This is a genomic window from uncultured Dysgonomonas sp., assembly GCF_900079725.1.
GTDB lineage: Bacteria > Bacteroidota > Bacteroidia > Bacteroidales > Dysgonomonadaceae > Dysgonomonas.
Map to the genome: position 1 here is coordinate 1415598 of NZ_LT599032.1, position 17893 is coordinate 1433490.

At 38.1% G+C, this 17893-nt stretch carries 16 protein-coding genes; 4 read left to right on the forward strand and 12 right to left on the reverse strand.

Features of this window, described 5'->3' with window-relative positions:
* Nucleotides 1-142 precede the first annotated feature (142 nt).
* Together QZL88_RS06175 and QZL88_RS06180 are read left to right on the forward strand one after the other, a co-directional pair.
* Nucleotides 143-2131 (forward strand): DUF3857 domain-containing protein, encoded by a 1989-nt coding sequence (locus QZL88_RS06175; RefSeq protein ID WP_296939219.1) that lies wholly within the window; start codon nt 143-145, stop codon nt 2129-2131.
* A gap of 18 nt (nt 2132-2149) precedes the next feature.
* Nucleotides 2150-4042 carry a DUF3857 domain-containing protein gene (locus tag QZL88_RS06180; RefSeq protein WP_296939220.1) on the forward strand — a complete coding sequence of 631 codons (1893 nt, stop codon included), beginning with the start codon at nt 2150-2152 and terminating at the stop codon, nt 4040-4042.
* A 74-nt stretch (nt 4043-4116) separates the two neighbouring features.
* On the opposite strand, the gene dnaA is transcribed toward QZL88_RS06180, so the two are convergent.
* The 8 genes from dnaA to QZL88_RS06220 all read right to left on the reverse strand — a co-directional run bounded on the left by dnaA (nt 4117) and on the right by QZL88_RS06220 (nt 12522).
* A complete protein-coding gene (gene dnaA / locus QZL88_RS06185; protein ID WP_296939221.1) occupies nt 4117-5520 on the reverse strand; it encodes a chromosomal replication initiator protein DnaA in 1404 nt (467 codons plus the stop codon).
* 321 nt (nt 5521-5841) lie between these two features.
* On the reverse strand, nt 5842-6729 hold the full coding sequence (locus QZL88_RS06190; protein ID WP_296939222.1) for an MlaD family protein: 888 nt from the start codon (nt 6727-6729) through the stop codon (nt 5842-5844).
* Between the two features lie 133 nt (nt 6730-6862).
* Nucleotides 6863-8134 (reverse strand): N-acetylmuramoyl-L-alanine amidase, encoded by a 1272-nt coding sequence (locus tag QZL88_RS06195; protein WP_296939223.1) that lies wholly within the window; start codon nt 8132-8134, stop codon nt 6863-6865.
* A 30-nt stretch (nt 8135-8164) separates the two neighbouring features.
* Complete coding sequence (locus QZL88_RS06200) at nt 8165-9175, reverse strand: 2-hydroxyacid dehydrogenase (RefSeq protein ID WP_296939224.1); 1011 nt, start codon at nt 9173-9175, stop codon at nt 8165-8167.
* 717 nt (nt 9176-9892) lie between these two features.
* A complete protein-coding gene (gene rny / locus QZL88_RS06205; RefSeq protein ID WP_296939225.1) occupies nt 9893-11422 on the reverse strand; it encodes a ribonuclease Y in 1530 nt (509 codons plus the stop codon).
* A 118-nt stretch (nt 11423-11540) separates the two neighbouring features.
* Entirely contained in the window at nt 11541-11846 is a 306-nt protein-coding gene (locus QZL88_RS06210; RefSeq protein ID WP_296939226.1) for a cell division protein ZapA, read from the reverse strand.
* Between the two features lie 17 nt (nt 11847-11863).
* The gene (locus QZL88_RS06215; RefSeq protein WP_296939227.1) at nt 11864-12160 is read right to left on the reverse strand and encodes a hypothetical protein; all 297 of its coding nucleotides are present in this window, start codon (nt 12158-12160) and stop codon (nt 11864-11866) included.
* Nucleotides 12161-12324: 164 nt separating this feature from the next.
* The gene (locus tag QZL88_RS06220) at nt 12325-12522 is read right to left on the reverse strand and encodes a winged helix-turn-helix domain-containing protein (protein ID WP_006798623.1); all 198 of its coding nucleotides are present in this window, start codon (nt 12520-12522) and stop codon (nt 12325-12327) included.
* Nucleotides 12523-12708: 186 nt separating this feature from the next.
* Here QZL88_RS06220 and QZL88_RS06225 point away from each other — a divergent pair, with 186 nt between their 5' ends.
* Together QZL88_RS06225 and QZL88_RS06230 are read left to right on the forward strand one after the other, a co-directional pair.
* Complete coding sequence (locus QZL88_RS06225; RefSeq protein WP_296939228.1) at nt 12709-13287, forward strand: sigma-70 family RNA polymerase sigma factor; 579 nt, start codon at nt 12709-12711, stop codon at nt 13285-13287.
* A complete protein-coding gene (locus QZL88_RS06230) occupies nt 13284-14123 on the forward strand; it encodes a hypothetical protein (RefSeq protein ID WP_296939229.1) in 840 nt (279 codons plus the stop codon). Before QZL88_RS06225 ends, QZL88_RS06230 begins: the two co-directional genes overlap by 4 nt.
* 18 nt (nt 14124-14141) lie before the next feature.
* Here the strand turns inward: QZL88_RS06230 and trmD are convergent, their stop codons facing one another.
* From trmD to QZL88_RS06250, 4 genes are all read right to left on the reverse strand, one after another.
* The gene (gene trmD, locus QZL88_RS06235) at nt 14142-14825 is read right to left on the reverse strand and encodes a tRNA (guanosine(37)-N1)-methyltransferase TrmD (RefSeq protein WP_296939230.1); all 684 of its coding nucleotides are present in this window, start codon (nt 14823-14825) and stop codon (nt 14142-14144) included.
* Nucleotides 14826-14907: 82 nt separating this feature from the next.
* A complete protein-coding gene (locus QZL88_RS06240) occupies nt 14908-15675 on the reverse strand; it encodes an SDR family oxidoreductase (RefSeq protein WP_296939232.1) in 768 nt (255 codons plus the stop codon).
* Nucleotides 15676-15695: 20 nt separating this feature from the next.
* Nucleotides 15696-16835 carry a DUF4468 domain-containing protein gene (locus QZL88_RS06245; protein WP_296939233.1) on the reverse strand — a complete coding sequence of 380 codons (1140 nt, stop codon included), beginning with the start codon at nt 16833-16835 and terminating at the stop codon, nt 15696-15698.
* A gap of 161 nt (nt 16836-16996) precedes the next feature.
* Nucleotides 16997-17878 carry a DUF3078 domain-containing protein gene (locus QZL88_RS06250; protein ID WP_296939234.1) on the reverse strand — a complete coding sequence of 294 codons (882 nt, stop codon included), beginning with the start codon at nt 17876-17878 and terminating at the stop codon, nt 16997-16999.
* Nucleotides 17879-17893: the final 15 nt, after the last annotated feature.

Below are 17893 nucleotides of genomic sequence, written 5' to 3' on the forward strand. Positions count from 1 at the left end.
TAAAAACCAATTGGAAAAAATTCTATTATTCCGGCTTAAAAAGCGCATAAAATGTCAGAAATATGCTTTACGACATACTTTCAGTAAATTAATATTCATAAACATTTTTATACATTTACTCTAATTTAATTAACCTAATATTATGAAAAAGATTGCCCTCTTCATTCTATTTATTTTTGCATTTCTGAATAGTTACAATTGCTATTCGCAATCAAAGTATGGTAATGCCACAGTTGAAGAATTGTCTATGACTTCATATCCTCAGGATACAACTGCCGCCGCTGTTATGTTACTAAAAAAAGGTGATACCCGCTTTGTGTATAGTAATCTATATGGTTTTCAGTTTGAATACACACTTCAGGTGAAAATAAAAATACTTAAAACCGAAGGCCTTGAGTGGTGCGACCAGGAAATATCATATTATCAGGCCAGTACTTCATCAAAAGAAGATATCAAAGGGCTATCCGGCACAACTTACAATATGGAAGGCGGTAAAGTAGTGAAGACAAAATTATCAAAGGACTTTATTTTTGAAGAAGATACCGATAATAAATGGAAAGTACGAAAATTTACGATGCCTGCGGCAAAAGTAGGATCTGTTATAGAATATAAATACACAATTGTATCCGATTTCTTCTACGATCTCCGCGATTTTAATTTCCAATCATCTATACCGATTCTCTACACCTCATTCGATGTCACACTACCTGAATACTTCCGGTACCACTTGAATTCCCAGGGATATATTGCACTAGCACCAAAAAAAGAGCCTGTAAACGAGACATTTCACATCCAATACAAAGATGAAAACGGGCGTACGCAAGGGACTCAAGTACGATGTTCTGCCGATCGTTATACTTTTATAGCAACTGATGTTCCGGCCATTAAGAACGAATCTTATTTATGGACAATAAACGATTATATATCGAAAGTTTCTTTCGAACTCCAAAGCATACAAATGCCATATTCCACAGTAAAAAATTATTCTTCGTCGTGGAGTAATATCGATAAAGAAATTATAGAATCCAGTATGTTTGGCGGTAATCTGAAGAAAGCAGATCTATTCAAAAACGAAATTACCAAAGGGGATGTAAGCTTCGACAGAGCAAAAGAAATACAGGATATGATCAAATATAAAGTGAAATGGAATGACCAGAACGCTTTCTATCCCAAGAACCTGAAAGATGCCTTAAAAAACGGGATTGGCACAAGTTCGGAAGTAAACTTCCTGTTAATAAATGCACTCCAGGCGGGAGGATTCGATGCATTCCCGGTAATATTGAGTACCAGAAGTAATGGCCGCATGCCAATTTCACATCCTAGTATATCAGCATTCAATTATGTAATCACAGGTGTCAAAATAGATACTACGATGTACTATACCGATGCTGCAGCCAAATACGGAGACTGGAATTTGCTTCCCGAAAAATGCATGGTACCGCAGGCACGTATCCTGAGGGCAGATCATTCGAACTGGGTAAACCTTACTGAAATTTCGAACGGTTCAATATTAAAAACAATAAATTTAACGATTAATGACTCTAAACTTATAGGTAAATCGACCGATACACGTAAGGGTAATGCGGCATACAATACCAAGGTCAGCTACTATAACCATAAAGATCAAAATGACTACATAGAATCGGTAAGTAAAAGAATTTCATGTGAAATAGACAGTTTTTCGATATCAAATCTGGATAATACAAGCGAAGCCTTAAAGATGAATTATATACAATCCTCGGATATCGATATGGCTGATGAATTTATATATATCACTCCACTTACTGATAAACCATATTCCGAAAATCCATTTAAGAAAGAAACCCGTGAATATCCCATCGAATTTGACTACCTCACTAATTTTGTACAAATAATAGATTTTATAGTACCAGAAGGATATACAGTAGAAGAGTTGCCCAAAGGAGAGAGAATGGTACTCAACGATAATGATATGACCCTTACATACCGGGTTGTTCTATCAGGCAGTCAGATCCGGCTTCATTATCAGTATCAATTGAAGAAGTTGCAATTCTTACCTGCAGAATATGAAAATCTGCGCGATTTCTTCTCAAAATTAATAGCTAAGAGCTCAGAGCAAATTGTACTCAAAAAGACGCCAAGTGCAGAATAAATTAGAACCGGAACTATTATGTACAGACACTTCATTTTAACTCTATGTATATTATCATCTGCAATAGTATCTGCAAATGGTAATTCGATAAACCAAGCCTCCGACAGCCTTCGTGAAAATGCAGTTGCGATTGTTCAGAACTCCGATATAGTCATAATCCAGTCGGATATGAATAATGCGACATGTAAGGTAACGAAAACAATGACAATCCTCAATAAACAAGGAGAAGGTTTTGCCCATTTTTATGCTTTTAATGATAAGTTCAGGGAAATGAAAGATTTCTCTGCTGTCGTAAAAAATGCATCAGGTAGTGTTATTCGGAAAATAGGAAAGAAAGACTTGACGATATCGTCCATGTCGGACCAGATGGCAACAGACGCCTACTCTATTGTCTACGAATACAAGATTCCCACATATCCATACACGATAGAATATACATATGAAGAAAAATGGAAGAACGGCATAATCTCATACCCTGCTTTCACTCCTATTCAGAGTTATATGCAATCGCTGGTCAATGCCAGTTACAGGATAGAACTGCCCGCGGATATGAATCTGAGATATGATGCAAATTTCGATTGCAATGTTAAAGATGAAGTTGTAGGTAATAAACACATATATTCATTTACGGCACACAATCTTAAAGCAATTAACAGTGAACCTTTGGCTCCGGCCCTAAGGGATATATATCCGAGAGTATTGATTGCTCCGGCTGATTTTTGCTATGATTCATTCTGTGGTAAAATGTCCAGTTGGCAAGATTTTGGAGTCTGGACATCTAAACTTTTAAAGGATAGAGATAATGTATCCGAAGCTTTCTCTAATAAGCTGATAGAATTGACAAAAGATGCCCGAGACAATAGAGAAAAGGTAGAAATACTATACAAATATTTACAGGATAACTGGCGTTATGTGAGCATTCAACTTGGTATTGGCGGCTTACAACCAATAGATGCAGCATCTGTAGCCAAGACTAATTTCGGAGACTGTAAAGGCTTATCAAACCTAATGAAAGCTATGCTCAAAGTTGTTGGCATACCATCCAATTATTGTAAGATATACATGGGGAGCAAGAAATATTTTCCTGAAAAATTCTCAAATGCCAATGAGACAAATCATGTAATCCTACTTGTCCCCCTCAAGAATGATAGTATATGGTTGGAATGCACGTCACAAACAATACCTTTTGGATTCGTTCACGATGATATTGCAGGGCATGACGCACTAGTTGTCACCGAAGATGGAGGCAAGCTATGCCGGCTTCCAATTTACACAGATAAACAGAATAAACAGCAATCATTCGTTGAAATCAATATTACTGAAGATGGTAGCTCGAAAGGAAATATGCGTTTTATAGAACATCTGAACGGATATTTATACAATGTGTCTGCAATGACATCTAAGGACAGGGAAAAAGTAATCGGATACATCAACCGCAATATTAAATTTCCTAAAGTGCAAATCGATAACATAAACACAAAAGAAGATAAGTCATCATTACCGTCCTGCTCTTTATCTGCAGACTTTGTAGCTACTGATTTTGTAAATAAAACAGGTACGCGTTTATTCATCCCGGCATGTCCTCTTGAAAAAGGGAGCTATAATATGCTTTCATCCAATACGCGCATTCAGGACATTGTGATTAATAATGGATTTTCAGAATCCGACTCTATTATCATCAACATTCCTGAATCATATACAACCGAATCTTTACCCAAGAATATATCCCTGACAACTCCCTTTGGTAAATTCGCAACAGAAGTAAAACAAGATGGGAATAAGATTACATATATTCAAAATATTGATATCTTTACAGGACGGTATAATAAATCGCAATATAAAGAGATCAAGGCTTTTTTCTCTGAGATTACTGCTGCCACTAAAAGGAAGTTAGTATTAAGGAAATCATGATCAATAATTATAGTAAACACTAAGCATCTTAACTGAGCATCAAGACTAAGCTAAAAAGCTGAGAACTAACGCTCTCAGCTTTTTATTTTTTTCTCTATCTCGGCTATCTCGTCCCGGAATACTTTGTCTACCTCCATTTGCTCTTTTACAGTCCTACATGCATGCAGCACAGTAGCATGGTTCTTCTTACCAATGAGGGATCCTATCTGAGCCAGCGACATTTCAGTATAGCTCTTCGACAGATACATAGTCACCTGTCTAGCCTGAACTATCTGCCGCTTACGGGAAGCGGTATGAATCAACTCACTCTTTATATTATAGAAGTCACAAACAACAGATTCTATCGCGCTGATTGTTATCTTCTTTGCTTCAATCTTCTTTATCGCTTGTCCGATAACACGTCGTGCAAGGGACAAATCAATCTCTTTATTGTATACCAATGAATGTGCCATTATAGATACAATGATTCCTTCCAAATCGCGGGCATTATCAGTTACATTCTCTGCTATATAATCGACCACATCCTCTGGTATGGACAATCCATCGTGAAGAATCTTATTTTGAAGGATCTTTAACCTCAAACCCTTATCGGGATGATCTATTTTCGTGGTCAACCCCCACCTGAAACGTGTAAGCAATCGCTCTTCCACTCCCTGAAGTTCAGACGGAGCTTTATCAGACGTAAGAATAAGCTGCTTATTATTCTGATGCAGGTGATTAAATATATGGAATAGTGTATTCTGAGTCCGTTCTATTCCGGCCAATTCATGTATATCATCTATGATAAGTACGTCGATACCCTGATAAAAGTTGATAAAGTCATTGGTCGTATTATAACGTCCGGCATCAGCATACTGAATTTTAAATAAGTGAGCCGATACATATAATACCCGTTTTTCGGGATACAGTTCTTTGATACGCGTACCTATGGCATGACAGAGATGGGTTTTACCCACACCAGATGTACCATGAAGAAATAATGGATTAAAGGCCGTTTTACCGGGATTCTTTGTTATAGTTTCACCAGCTGTCCGGGCCAACTTATTACTTTCGCCTTCAAAAAAGTTATCAAATGTATACTTTAGATTCAGTTGCGAATCAAAATCATCCGCTACAACCTTCTGGAAAGGATTGGGCACCTTATTAGTACTTTTGACAAAACCTTTTTCTGCTGGTAGTGTTTTTGCATCACCTCTATAATCTACAACTGTATTAGTTGTATTCTCCATCAATATGCGATACTGTAATATTGTATCTCTACCAATTTCGCGATGCAGAGTAGTTTTCAGTAAGTCGACAAACTTATCTTCCAAATACTCATAAAAGAATTGGCTTGGTACCTGTATCGTAAATACCTTATTTTCATAAGATAAGGGAACAATAGGTAAGAACCATGTTTTGAAAGCCGCCTCAGGTATATTATCCTGAATGACCGTTAAACAATTAGCCCATAATTTTTGAGTTGAAGAAGAATCCATTTATTAGTTTAGTTATTTTGTCTATATTACTCTCTCGATTTCGTAATGTAAATTTCATCATTTATTTCATAAAAAAAAAGTGCCTCCAAATTTGGTTTTCTAGTTTTAGAAACATCTATTTTAATTTCAATGACTTATGACGTTATTACAAAATCACCCCTTTTGGTACAAATAACCAACTAATTATCAGTCGATTGTGTTTTTAATAGCATTTTAATTACGTTTTAACAATTTCGTAATACTGCCCGAAAAGTATAAGGGTGACACTATTAAGCAAAAAAATTATTTTTACTTATTTAGACCAATTCTAAATAGAACAATTTAGAAGACTTTTACATTAATATAACGGGATGGATTTTGCCTTACATCCTTAAGTAACAACGAAGCATTACTAATTGTTCCGTTAATACTATCATATAATTGACGATCATTCAATAATAATCCCAAAGAATTATCTTTAGATGTGATTTTCGTAGAAAGATATTCTATATTTTTCATAGTAGAATCTACAGACTTGAATGTAGAAGCCAAATCCATCTGATTGATCTTACCCGATACACTACTTAGGTCGTTAGACATTTTCCCCAGATTACCGGTTATGGTAGGAAGATCCTTATTTAATGTAGTCATCATCGAATTTAGCTGCTTGGTCGATTTAGCCAAATCGCCCGTAATCTGATTGATATCTGTCAACGACTGGTTCAACGCCGGATTGTTTACCAATGTTTGGAGACCGATAAGTATTGAATCAATCTTGGGTATGAGCTGTTCTACCTGAGGTAACATAGTACCTGCAGCATCTAGCATACCTTTTACCCGGATACCTTTTATAGTATCGGTCGAGGACAGATTTTCTTTTGTATAAGGATTAGTCTCAAGCATGATTGTAGCCGACCCCAAAACAGAGACATCCAATGACATCTTGCTACCCTTGGGTATCTGCATACCTTTGTCCATGTTCAGATATACAATCACACGTTCTTGATTTTTCGGGTCTAGTTCCATGGAAGATACCAGACCTACCTGAAACCCATTCAGCGTAACAGGTGTCGACTGGGTTAGACCTGACACATCGTCAAAGACGACAATATATGAATTTGATGGTTTAAAAAGATTTACACCTTTCAGAAAACTGATACCGTAATACAAAAGGAAAATTGCGATTACAAAGGCTATACCTATCTTTACTTCTTTCGATATTTTACTCATAACTATTAAATTATGTAATTGTAAGGTCACAGACCTATTTATTATTTTGTTAAGTTTAAATACTACAAATAGCTTTATTGAAATAATATACTATCAAATACCATCTTCTATCCACATAGTGGTTTGTCATTATCTATTTAATACGTTCCCCGTTTCTAAATTTAACGACAAACGCATCTTTAAACTTAGCCCTTACTTGACGTTGTATTTTAATTATCTCATTATAATCAGTGGTTGAACCACATGTATATTTATAGCTATTACCATCTTTATAGAACATTATAGGCGAAAGACCTTTAAATTCTTTCGAAGTATCCGGGAGTTTCTTTGGTGATACCAAGAACTGCACCCGGTACTCCACCTTGTTACTAACATTTTTCGTAACCGTACTATTTTCCTTCGTCGAGGTTTCAGCTATATTTCTAGTGGTTTCACCGATTTTTTTAGGAGTTTGTTCTCTTTTCTTTGGGGCCGCTACCATGTTTTTCACTCTGGCTGATTCTTTCACAACCGGAGTATCGGTGTCCTCAACAATATAAGTATCTTCAACAGCTACTTTCTCTTTTACTATAGCTTCGTCGATTGCAATATCATCAAGCAACTCACTTTTATCCGGCGCAGCAACATAACGGCCTTGCTTTTTATCAAATTCTCGTTTATATTTTTTGAACCCGGAGTATATCGCAGTCGCCATTGCCCTTTGTCCCAACCTGGAGGATAAATATTTAGCCTCAGCCTGATTGTTTATAAAACCCAACTCGATAAGCACACTAGGCATACTTGTCTTTCTCAACACGAGAAATCCCGCCTGACGCACACCTCTGTCTGTACGCTTTGCTATACTTTTAAAATCTTTCTGTATGTAATCCGCAAACTGCAGGCTTTGTTCCATATACTTATTCGACATAAACTCGAATATGATATACGACTCCGTCGAATTAGGATCGAAACCCTCATATTTTGATGTATAGTTATCTTCCAATAGAATTACAGAGTTCTCTCTTTTTGCCACTTCCAGGTTTTCAGCACTACGGGCTAGCCCCAATATATAGGTATCAGCTCCGGAGGCGTTTGTAGTCTTTGCAGCAGTTGAGTTGGTATGAATGGATATAAACAGATTGGCTTTTGCCCGATTAGCAATTTGTGTCCGCTTGTCCAAATCTACAAAAACGTCAGTCTTACGGGTATAAACTACTTTGACATCATTAAAGTTTGCTTCTATCAGTTCTCCTAAAGTTTTAGCCACTCCCAGGTTTATATCTTTCTCCTTATATATACCTCTCACAGCTCCGCCATCCTTACCTCCATGCCCTGCATCGATAACAACAACGAACTTAGAATCAGCCGCAACGATGATCCCAAGAAATGCGAATATATAAACAAAAAGAATAAAGAACCGTTTCATACTTATAATTCTAACTGTATGAAATTTACACTAAGCTTTATTATATACAACCTCGTTTTTCAACTCTTTACCGTTGAAGAAATCAAGGATATTATTCATTGTTGTGTGCGCAATATTCGACATTGCCTCCTGAGTAAAAAAGGCCTGATGAGATGTCACGATCACATTATTGAAAGACAGCAACCGGGCAAGTACATCATCAGTCATCACACTATCAGAATGGTCTTCATAAAAATAAGCCCCTTCTTCTTCATACACATCTAAACCTGCATAACCGACCTTACCGCTAAGCAACCCTTCTATCAGGTGCCTGGTATGGATCAACTTTCCACGGCCAGTATTGATTATCATCACACCTTCTTTCATTTTGGCTATGGATTCATCACAGATAAGATATTCAGTTTCTTTTGTCAGCGGGCAATGTAATGTAATAATATTGGCATTAGCATATAATTCATCCAGCGACACATATTTAACACCTGTAGCATCAGCCCATTTTGTATCCGGATATAAGTCGTAAGCCAGAACATTCATACCTAATCCCTGAAAAAGACCTGTAGCGACCTTCCCTATCTTACCGGTACCTATCACTCCGATAGTCTTGCCATACATATCGAATCCCTGAAATCCTATCAAAGAAAAGTTACCGTCGCGTGTACGCAAAAATGCCCGATGAACCTTTCTGTTAAGACAAAGCATCAGGGCCAAAGTATGCTCAGCGATAGCATGGGGGGAATAATCAGGAACACGTACCACCTTTATGCCTTTTCTGGCGGCAGCAGCTATATCTACATTATTAAAACCGGCACAACGTAATGCTATCAGCTTTACACCATAAGAATGGAGCTTAGTCACAACCGCCTCATCTACCTTTGCATTTACAAAAATACAAACAGCATCTGTACCACTTGCCAAAAGCACATTATTCTTATCGAGATGTTCCTTATGATAGACCAGTTCGAAACCATATGCTTCGTTCGCCTTATTGAAAGTAGCCATATCATAAGGCTTTGCGTCAAAAACCGCTATTTTATATGCCATTGCTTTACCTACTATATATATTATTAATCCTTTATACCTGATTGCAAAAGTAATTAAAATAACCTTTATCCTCAAAAACTACATTGATTAGTTCTTTTTAAGCCTGCTTTTTTCATTTTATTTACATACTGTTTACCTAAAAAGATGACAAAGGTAACACAGAAAACAATTAATAATTAATAATTAAGAACCAACGGCCAGCGGAGCTAATTCGCTTTTTACTCTCTCTACACCCTCCCTTTGGGTCAGAGCTGTTAAGCTCTAATTTTTCAGACCCTCTGTGTCATGTTGAACAGAGTGAAACATCTCGTCTCTCAGGGTCGGGATCCTTCGTTCCACTCTGGATGACAGCAGAAAATAGCAACAAAGTAAAGAACTTAACAGCCCTGCCCCGAGGGGAGGCTGGAGGGGGTTAAAGGGTGACACTTATCATTCATTTGCTAATATGCTAATTTACAAATCTGCTAATCCATTTTTTCAAAGAGCTAATAGCTATCAGCTAAAGGCTAACAGCTATCTACATAGATAAACTTACCTCCAGTTCTTACATTTTTCTCCCCGACCTCAAAAAACACATTCAGATTGTGACCTTTTAGGGATAATAGCGACTTATATAAGACACCTCTGAAAGATCAGAGTTACACACTTCTTTTCTTAAAACAAAAAAACGGAGACAAAGTTTGTCTCCGTTTTTTTATTGTATAAAATCTGTTTCTCTTACTTAGCGTAACTCACAGCACGAGTCTCACGTATAACTGTAATCTTAACCTGTCCCGGATAAGTCATCTCGTCCTGTATCTTCTTTGCAATATCGGCCGATAGTTTTTCTGTTTCTACATCATCTATCTTATCCGCACCTACTATTACACGCAGTTCGCGTCCTGCCTGTATGGCATATGTCTTCAACACACCGGGATATGAAAGAGCTAGTTGCTCAAGGTCATTCAACCGTTTGATATATGCTTCTACAATTTCACGGCGTGCACCCGGACGTGCACCTGATATAGCATCACAAACCTGTACAATTGGAGCCAGAAGACTTGTCATCTCCACCTCATCGTGGTGAGCACCGATAGCATTGCAAATATCCGGTTTTTCCTTATATTTTTCTGCAAGCTTCATACCAAGTAATGCGTGAGGCAATTCCGGCTCATCATCAGGCACCTTACCTATATCATGCAACAATCCTGCTCTTTTTGCTTTCTTTACATTCAACCCAAGCTCTGACGCCATAATAGCACACAGGTTTGCTGTTTCGCGGGCGTGCTGCAATAAGTTTTGTCCGTATGATGAACGATATTTCATCTTACCTACAAGACGTATCAACTCTGGATGCAAACCGTGGATACCTAAATCGATAGTAGTACGCTTACCGGTTTCGATAATTTCTTCTTCAATCTGTTTCTTCACTTTTGCTACCACTTCCTCGATACGTGCAGGATGGATACGACCATCTGCAACAAGCTGATGAAGTGCCAAACGTGCTATTTCGCGTCTTACAGGGTCAAAACCTGAAAGTACAATTGCCTCAGGGGTATCGTCTACTACAATTTCTATACCTGTGGCTGCTTCCAATGCACGTATATTGCGTCCTTCACGGCCGATAATACGACCTTTTATTTCGTCTGACTCTATATGGAAAACTGTGATAGCGTTTTCTATAGCCGTCTCTGTAGCTACACGCTGTATAGATTGTATCACAATCTTCTTAGCCTCCTTGTTAGCTGTCATCTTAGCCTCTTCCATTATCTCATTGATATATGATTGGGCATGAGATTGCGCCTCGTCTTTCAAGGCCTCTACAAGCTTTTCCTTCACTTCCTCGGCCGACAATCCGGATAGGGCCTCGAGCCTTTCCACCTCTTGTTTGTGAAGCTTGTCCAAGTCCAGCTTCTTCTTTTCCACTATCTCAAGTTGACTTTCCAGATTGGCTTTAACCGTATCAGCTTCACTTTTCTTACGTTGGAGTTCCTCCTGTTTTTGATTCAGGCTCAACTCGCGTTGCTTGATTTTGCTCTCTGCTGCCTGTATTTTAGAGTTCCGTGCATTAGCCTGTTTCTCAAATTCAGATTTCATCTGCAAAGCCTGCTCTTTTACTTCCAGCAATTTATTTTTCTTGATTACTTCAGCTTCCAGTTCCGCCTCTTTCACCTGACGTTTGAACTTCGAATTCGCCATAGAATTCAAAGCTACCCACGCCACGGCTGCTCCGGCAAGGAAAGCTATTACATAAAATAATATATCCATAATTTATTTTTCATTATTTAAAAACTCAATTTATATAAACTAAAAAGCACTAATTTAAGTATGAACAATACCCTCATACTTAAAATTAGTGCTCTAGATTTTCCTCAGTACTATAATTTTATTTTACATGACCTCTCAGATAATTTTCCAATTCCTGCGTCAATTCTTTCATCCTGAACTCAAATTCATTCGCCCGTAACTGATGCTCAACCTTCTCTGCTACAGCTTGTATTGCTGTCATTGCCATATAATCGCTATTCTGCAATGAATGGGATGAATCTCCTGTAAAATAATTTTTATATTGAACTATTTTATAATCTATTTCCTCCGCAGCTTTTCTGAATACTTCTTCCTCCTGCCTTTTTATCCGGAGAGGATACCTCATATCAGCTACGCGTAGATTAATTATTAAATGCTCGTCCATATCTTTGCCTTTATTCGTTAATTTTTCAGCATGGCGATACACTTATCTACATCTCGCACTAATTTCGACAATCGCTTCTTTGCTTGCAATGTATCATCCTCATTCTCCGAAGAAAAAGATTTTACAAACTTCAGATTGTCATATTTTCTTTTCAGCCCTTCTACTTCCGATGTTAAATTCTCAATTGTCACGCTTCTTTGTGTCAATTGCTGCTTCAACAAGGCGTTTTCTTCCTTCAACGTATCACAGAGGTACATTAATTGCCGCATCCTTATTTCAAATTCGGCCAGAAGTTTTTCATCATTTTCAGTCATAAAGTAGCCAAAATGCTAGACAAAAATAAATAATACCAACGAATTAACAAAATTATTACTCTTCTAAATTTATTAAAAAGAAGCCGAACCTAAACAAATAAAAAAAAGAGCCGCTTATGCGAAAGATAAGCGCCTCTTTTATCTGAAAATGTTGTTTCTGCTTTTTACAACAAAACGACCTGCAAGTCGTCTTTTAATTCATTGAAAGCTATTTTGCCTTCTCTTGCTAACCAGCCTAAAGCAGCATACATATCTTTTTCTGTCAATTTGCATGCTTTTTTGATGTCTTTAAGAGGCTTGCTTCCTTCTGCATCTAGGTAAGTCCAAATAATACCTGCGTTTGATCCAATTTTTTCTTTCATAATGGGTGCTTGTTAAAAAATTAAACTCGTTATTATTTCGATGACAAAAGTACATAAAATGAACCATCTATACAATTTTACACTGTAAATTTTAACATAAATGTAAGATTATGACATTTCCGTTAAGCTTTCAAACTGTTTGATTATTAATTAAAATCTTGTAGATTTGTGTAAAAATGAATCCCCTTGCAATTCTTTAGCTTACATAAGAAAAAAGAATCGGATAGTGACGAGACACTCTTGTCAAAATTTAAAGAAACGCGTAAAGCTGAATATTTCCAACAGCTTTACGAACGCTATATTCCCCTTATTTATGGTCTTTGCCTTAAATACCTGCAAAGTCCGGAACAATCGCAAGATGCAGTAATAGATATTTACGAGAACCTGTCTCAAAAAATTCTGGATTACGAAATCAAGGTATTCAAAAACTGGCTTTATAGTGTAGTAAAGAATCACTGCTTTCATATCCTGAAAGAAAATAAGAAGGAGATTATTGTTAATTTCGATTCCCAGCTTATGGAATCCGACAGCTCTTTTACTCTATTTGATGAGAGCAGAGATGAAGAAAAGGAAAACGCACTGAATGAGTGCCTGGAGAAATTACCGGAACCCCAACGGATAGCGGTGGAAAAGTTTTTTTACGAGGACAAATCGTATGCGGACATCGTGGATGAAACAGGCTTTCATCTCAAAAGCGTAAAGAGTTATATACAAAACGGAAAACGGAATTTGAAAATTTGTATCGAAAAAAATCTGAAAGAATGAAATTCTTAGATTACATAAAAGGACAAAAAAAAGGTAAAGATGCCCATCGGATAGAAAAAGATTCGATGAAGGATCCGTTTTTGTACGAGGCTATAGACGGTTTCGATAGCATCGACGACAACCACATCGAACGTATCAACAATATACAAAACCGGCTAAAAGCCAGATCGAAGACAAAAAACAAAACAAACGGCAGACAGATGTGGCAAACGGCAGCTGCTGCTATTATCATTATAATAGGCATCGGAGGGTATTTTCTGACCGACTATCACAAATCGGGACTATATGCTCAGCAAGCTAACGAAAATTCCATCATCGAGATCTATGTGCCTGAAGAATATTATACTGAAAACATAGTAGTGATCGCACAAAAGAATGCTGAACTGGCAAAGGCTTATAAGCCGGATATTTCCCGCTTCAGAATAGAGAGCGAAGAAAGTGCTTCGATGAGTAAAGCCGAACAGGAAATCTTGTCGGAAGACACCAAGCGTATGAATGAAGTACCGATAGAAATATATGTACCCGACGATTTCGAGAGCAGGACATCTACTCAGGAAGAAACAAATAGCAGTAAACCTGAACCCATAGGCGGCTACGAAAAATACAATGAATATCTGAAAAAATCGCTCCGTCGACCAACAGACGATATCTGCAAAGACCGTAAGGGCAAAGTAGCTGTGGAGTTCTCGGTCAATTCATTGGGTCGTCCATTCCTTTTCGAGGTAAAATATAGCCTATGTGGCACATCCGATAATGAAGCCATACGTCTGATTCAGTCGGGTCCGCGCTGGACTACCGGGAGCAAAGAACGGGTGACAGTAAAGGTCGAATTCTAAGCATCTACTATTAAAGATTTATTCTTCACTTTTTAACAAGTCGGGACGTAGCCTTTCGGTGCGCTCCATTGCTTGTTGTAGCTTCCACTCATCTATCTTAGCCTGATGACCCGACAATAGTATATCAGGCACCCGCCATCCTTTATATTCTGCCGGGCGAGTATAAACGGGCGGCGCAAGTAAATTGTCCTGAAAAGAGTCAGACAAAGCCGACTGCTCATCTCCTATTGCACCCGGAATAAGCCGCACAATGGCATCTGCCATCACTGCAGCGGCAAGTTCCCCTCCTGTAAGAACATAATCCCCTATCGAAATTTCACGTGTAATCAGATGTTCCCTAACACGATAATCGATTCCTTTATAGTGCCCGCATAATATAATGATATTTTCATACGCTGACATCTGATTGGCAATCTTCTGATTGAAAACTTCGCCATCGGGCGAAGTATATATTACTTCATCATATGTCCGTTGTTGTTTTAAAGATGTAATAGCATTATCAATCGGCTCTATCTGCATCACCATTCCGGCTTCTCCGCCGAAAGGGTAATCATCCACATTACGATGCTTATTGGTAGAATAATCTCTCAGGTTATGAAGTACAATTTCCGCAAGCCCTTTATCTTGCGCCCTTTTAAGAATGGAGCAATCTATCAGACCACTAAACATCTGAGGCAGAACACTTATGATATCTATACGCATATTCAAATTATTATAACGCACAAAGGTAAAAAAAAGAGTGTGCCCGACAAAGGCACACTCTCTTATCCTGATTTATTTTATATTACTTCTTCTCTTCTTTATGGAACATATTGCCATTGGCTTGTGCTGTCGGCATCACCAACATATCCTGTATATCTACATGTGGTGGCTGGGACACTGCATAAAAAACAGCATCGGCAATATTTTCAGCTGTCAGTGCATCGTATCCGTCATATACCAAATCGGCTCTATCCTGATTCCCTTTGAAACGGACAAGAGAGAATTCGGTATTCACTGCACCCGGACACACCTGTGTAACACGTATCCCATATGGCAACATATCCATACGCATACCCTGGCTCAATGCATCCACTGCATGCTTGGTAGCACAATATACTGCTCCGTTAGGATAAACTCCTTTTCCTGCAATAGAGCCAAGATTGACGATATGTCCCGATTTTCGTGCGACCATTCCCGGAGACACCGCACGGGTCACATATAACAAACCTTTGATATTAGTATCAATCATGCGCTCCCAATCATCAACAACCCCCTGCTGTATAGGATCCAACCCCACGGCAAGCCCCGCATTATTGACAAGGATATCGATTGCCTTCCATTCTTCGGGCAGATTAGCTATGGCTTCCTCTACTTCACTGTACACACGTACATCAAAGCAAAGCGAATATACCTTCGATTCGTATTTTATTTCAATCTCCCGTTCCAGTTCTTCCAGTCTATCCTTGCGGCGTCCGGTTATGATTACATCATATCCTTCCTTTGCCAATCGCAAAGCTATCGCTTTACCTAAGCCGGAGGTAGCCCCGGTAATTAAAGCTATTTTTCTCATGAGCTTCTATTATTCTGTGATTATTTTATCCAAACGTTCAATATTTCACCCAAATATGTTTTATCCGATGCAGCCTTTGGATCGGAAGACGGCATTACCCCTGCTTTTTTGCATTCGATAACCATCCATGCTTCTGAAAAGACAGGCGTACCTGAAGGTGCAATAACCGGCGTAAGCCCGGAAGCCTTTATTTTGTCATTAATATTTCCTTTCGTATTTTCAAATTCTTTCAATGCATCACCATACACCTCGGTATAAAAAGATATCGTATAGGTTCCGGCTCCATCCGGCACTCCTGCATATTGTGCAGTATTGACATTACTTAATGCTACCGGTTTTTCCATTAATGAAGTGACACCTCCCCACGATGCTGGAACAATAGAAGGACTACTCAACGATCCAGAAACAATCAAGGCCTTACTTCCTTGCAAACTGGCGGGTATTTTGCCAGTATCAACTTTTTTGAACCCTGTAAAGGAAGCTTCAGCAAGAGCATCTTTTCCTGCCAACACCGGAGCAATAACCTCATGCGTATCGGCAATACCCACTGACACAGCCGCGGGAACTGCCGAGGATACAACACCTGTTGTAACTGTGCTATTCAGATATTTATCGATAGAATTAAATATACTGTTGATACTGTCAACTGTCTGTCTGCGGAATTTATCATAATACCGATTCAGTTTATCTCCTTTTTTACTCAATGCAAATTCATCTGTTATCATTTGTTCGGCAGGCAAAGGTGTTTTACTGTCCGAATATTCATACTTAATATAACGTACAGTAGCATTACATTTACCTCCTTCTATATCCAGAATTAGCTGATAAACCATTTTAGCCTGATCTAACACGAAAGCACTCTTCTTAAACACGAGATATTTTTCGCCCAGACATGCTATATCTTTTTCTTCGGGATTAGACAACAAAACCCTGTTATCCAAATCTTCTTGAATATTAGTCCCATAATTGTCATTTGCCCATTTATCCATAATATTAAATAGATCGGCATCAGATATAGAGTTCTTCACTGGTATCGATTTGGAAAAAATGACTTTACCGTCAACCTCAGGCACAGCACCTGCTAAATACTTTGCATCCTCCTGGGCATATGCCAGAACCGAGATAATTGCACATAATGAGATTAAAAGGAATTTATTCATATTCGCCGGATTAAATTTGTTTATTGTATAAAATTAGCATAAAATCAGAAACCGACAAACAAAGTCCCGGCCTTTTATCATTTATTAAAGCTGGATTCTATTCAAAAAAAATGGCATCAGCAAAATGCTGATACCACTTATATTGAGAATTATTTAATAAATTAAAAGTTATAAGCAATCCCTACTCCTATCATTTCTTTAAACTGAACTTTCGGACCGCCGGTAGTACCGTCTTCATTCACGATTTTCACATCGTCATCATATTTCAATGTAGTATTTACACTAGCTGACAGAAACTTATTAACTTTCATACTAATCAGTAAGTCCCAGTTCACATCCACATTACCAAAAGACTTGTCATATGCTGTAAAGAAATCGAGCGTCGATATAGCTTTTACGTTTTCCATCAATGTTTTTTCGGCACGGGCCTTGAAGTAAGCTCCCAATTCGGCTTTGAACTTATCTCCGGGATCTACTCCGAATGCACCGATACTGGAAAGATAATCATCTTCTACAAACGTCAATTTTCCGGCAAGTGGTGATAAGTAAAGGGAATAGCTTGTATTGGGTCTGTACTCGAAACCTATTGAGATGTTGGAATAAGCCGGCGCGAAAAATTTCGATATATAATTCGTCTTATCCGGATAATTATATCCTTTGTAGAACTGTGATTTAAAATCACCCATTATAGTATAGTACCATTTATTATTGGTAGAGTACCCTAGTTGAGTGGTAAAATCTATTTTATCGCTTGTTTTTTGTGTGCCCAACGATTTGGTATTTGTCAACCCATACTCTAAAGCAAGTGCATTTGAAAAAAGCCAGTTTCCACTTTTACGAACGAGAGACCCATTCAGATACGCTGTTCCAGCCATTGCATTTTCACCCCCGGCCGACCAGTTACTTACCGCTGTTTGCGAAGCATTGAGTCCTGTAACCCCTTTCAAATACCATTTTCCATCTTCGAGTTTATCCTTATCATCCTGCGCATAAACACTCATTGCCAATATAAAAAAGGCGACTGTAAAAAATAATTGTTTCATTTTTAATAAAAATTC

Coding starts and splice junctions, on each gene's coding strand:
- QZL88_RS06240 (WP_296939232.1), bottom strand. CDS start 15,675: ATGAGAAAAATAGCTTTAATTACCGGGGCTACCTCCGGCTTAGGTAAA.
- rny (WP_296939225.1), bottom strand. CDS start 11,422: ATGGATATATTATTTTATGTAATAGCTTTCCTTGCCGGAGCAGCCGTG.
- QZL88_RS06180 (WP_296939220.1), top strand. CDS start 2,150: ATGTACAGACACTTCATTTTAACTCTATGTATATTATCATCTGCAATA.
- QZL88_RS06190 (WP_296939222.1), bottom strand. CDS start 6,729: ATGAGTAAAATATCGAAAGAAGTAAAGATAGGTATAGCCTTTGTAATC.
- QZL88_RS06215 (WP_296939227.1), bottom strand. CDS start 12,160: ATGACTGAAAATGATGAAAAACTTCTGGCCGAATTTGAAATAAGGATG.
- QZL88_RS06175 (WP_296939219.1), top strand. CDS start 143: ATGAAAAAGATTGCCCTCTTCATTCTATTTATTTTTGCATTTCTGAAT.
- dnaA (WP_296939221.1), bottom strand. CDS start 5,520: ATGGATTCTTCTTCAACTCAAAAATTATGGGCTAATTGTTTAACGGTC.
- QZL88_RS06220 (WP_006798623.1), bottom strand. CDS start 12,522: ATGAAAGAAAAAATTGGATCAAACGCAGGTATTATTTGGACTTACCTA.
- QZL88_RS06245 (WP_296939233.1), bottom strand. CDS start 16,835: ATGAATAAATTCCTTTTAATCTCATTATGTGCAATTATCTCGGTTCTG.
- trmD (WP_296939230.1), bottom strand. CDS start 14,825: ATGCGTATAGATATCATAAGTGTTCTGCCTCAGATGTTTAGTGGTCTG.
- QZL88_RS06230 (WP_296939229.1), top strand. CDS start 13,284: ATGAAATTCTTAGATTACATAAAAGGACAAAAAAAAGGTAAAGATGCC.
- QZL88_RS06210 (WP_296939226.1), bottom strand. CDS start 11,846: ATGGACGAGCATTTAATAATTAATCTACGCGTAGCTGATATGAGGTAT.
- QZL88_RS06195 (WP_296939223.1), bottom strand. CDS start 8,134: ATGAAACGGTTCTTTATTCTTTTTGTTTATATATTCGCATTTCTTGGG.
- QZL88_RS06250 (WP_296939234.1), bottom strand. CDS start 17,878: ATGAAACAATTATTTTTTACAGTCGCCTTTTTTATATTGGCAATGAGT.
- QZL88_RS06200 (WP_296939224.1), bottom strand. CDS start 9,175: ATGGCATATAAAATAGCGGTTTTTGACGCAAAGCCTTATGATATGGCT.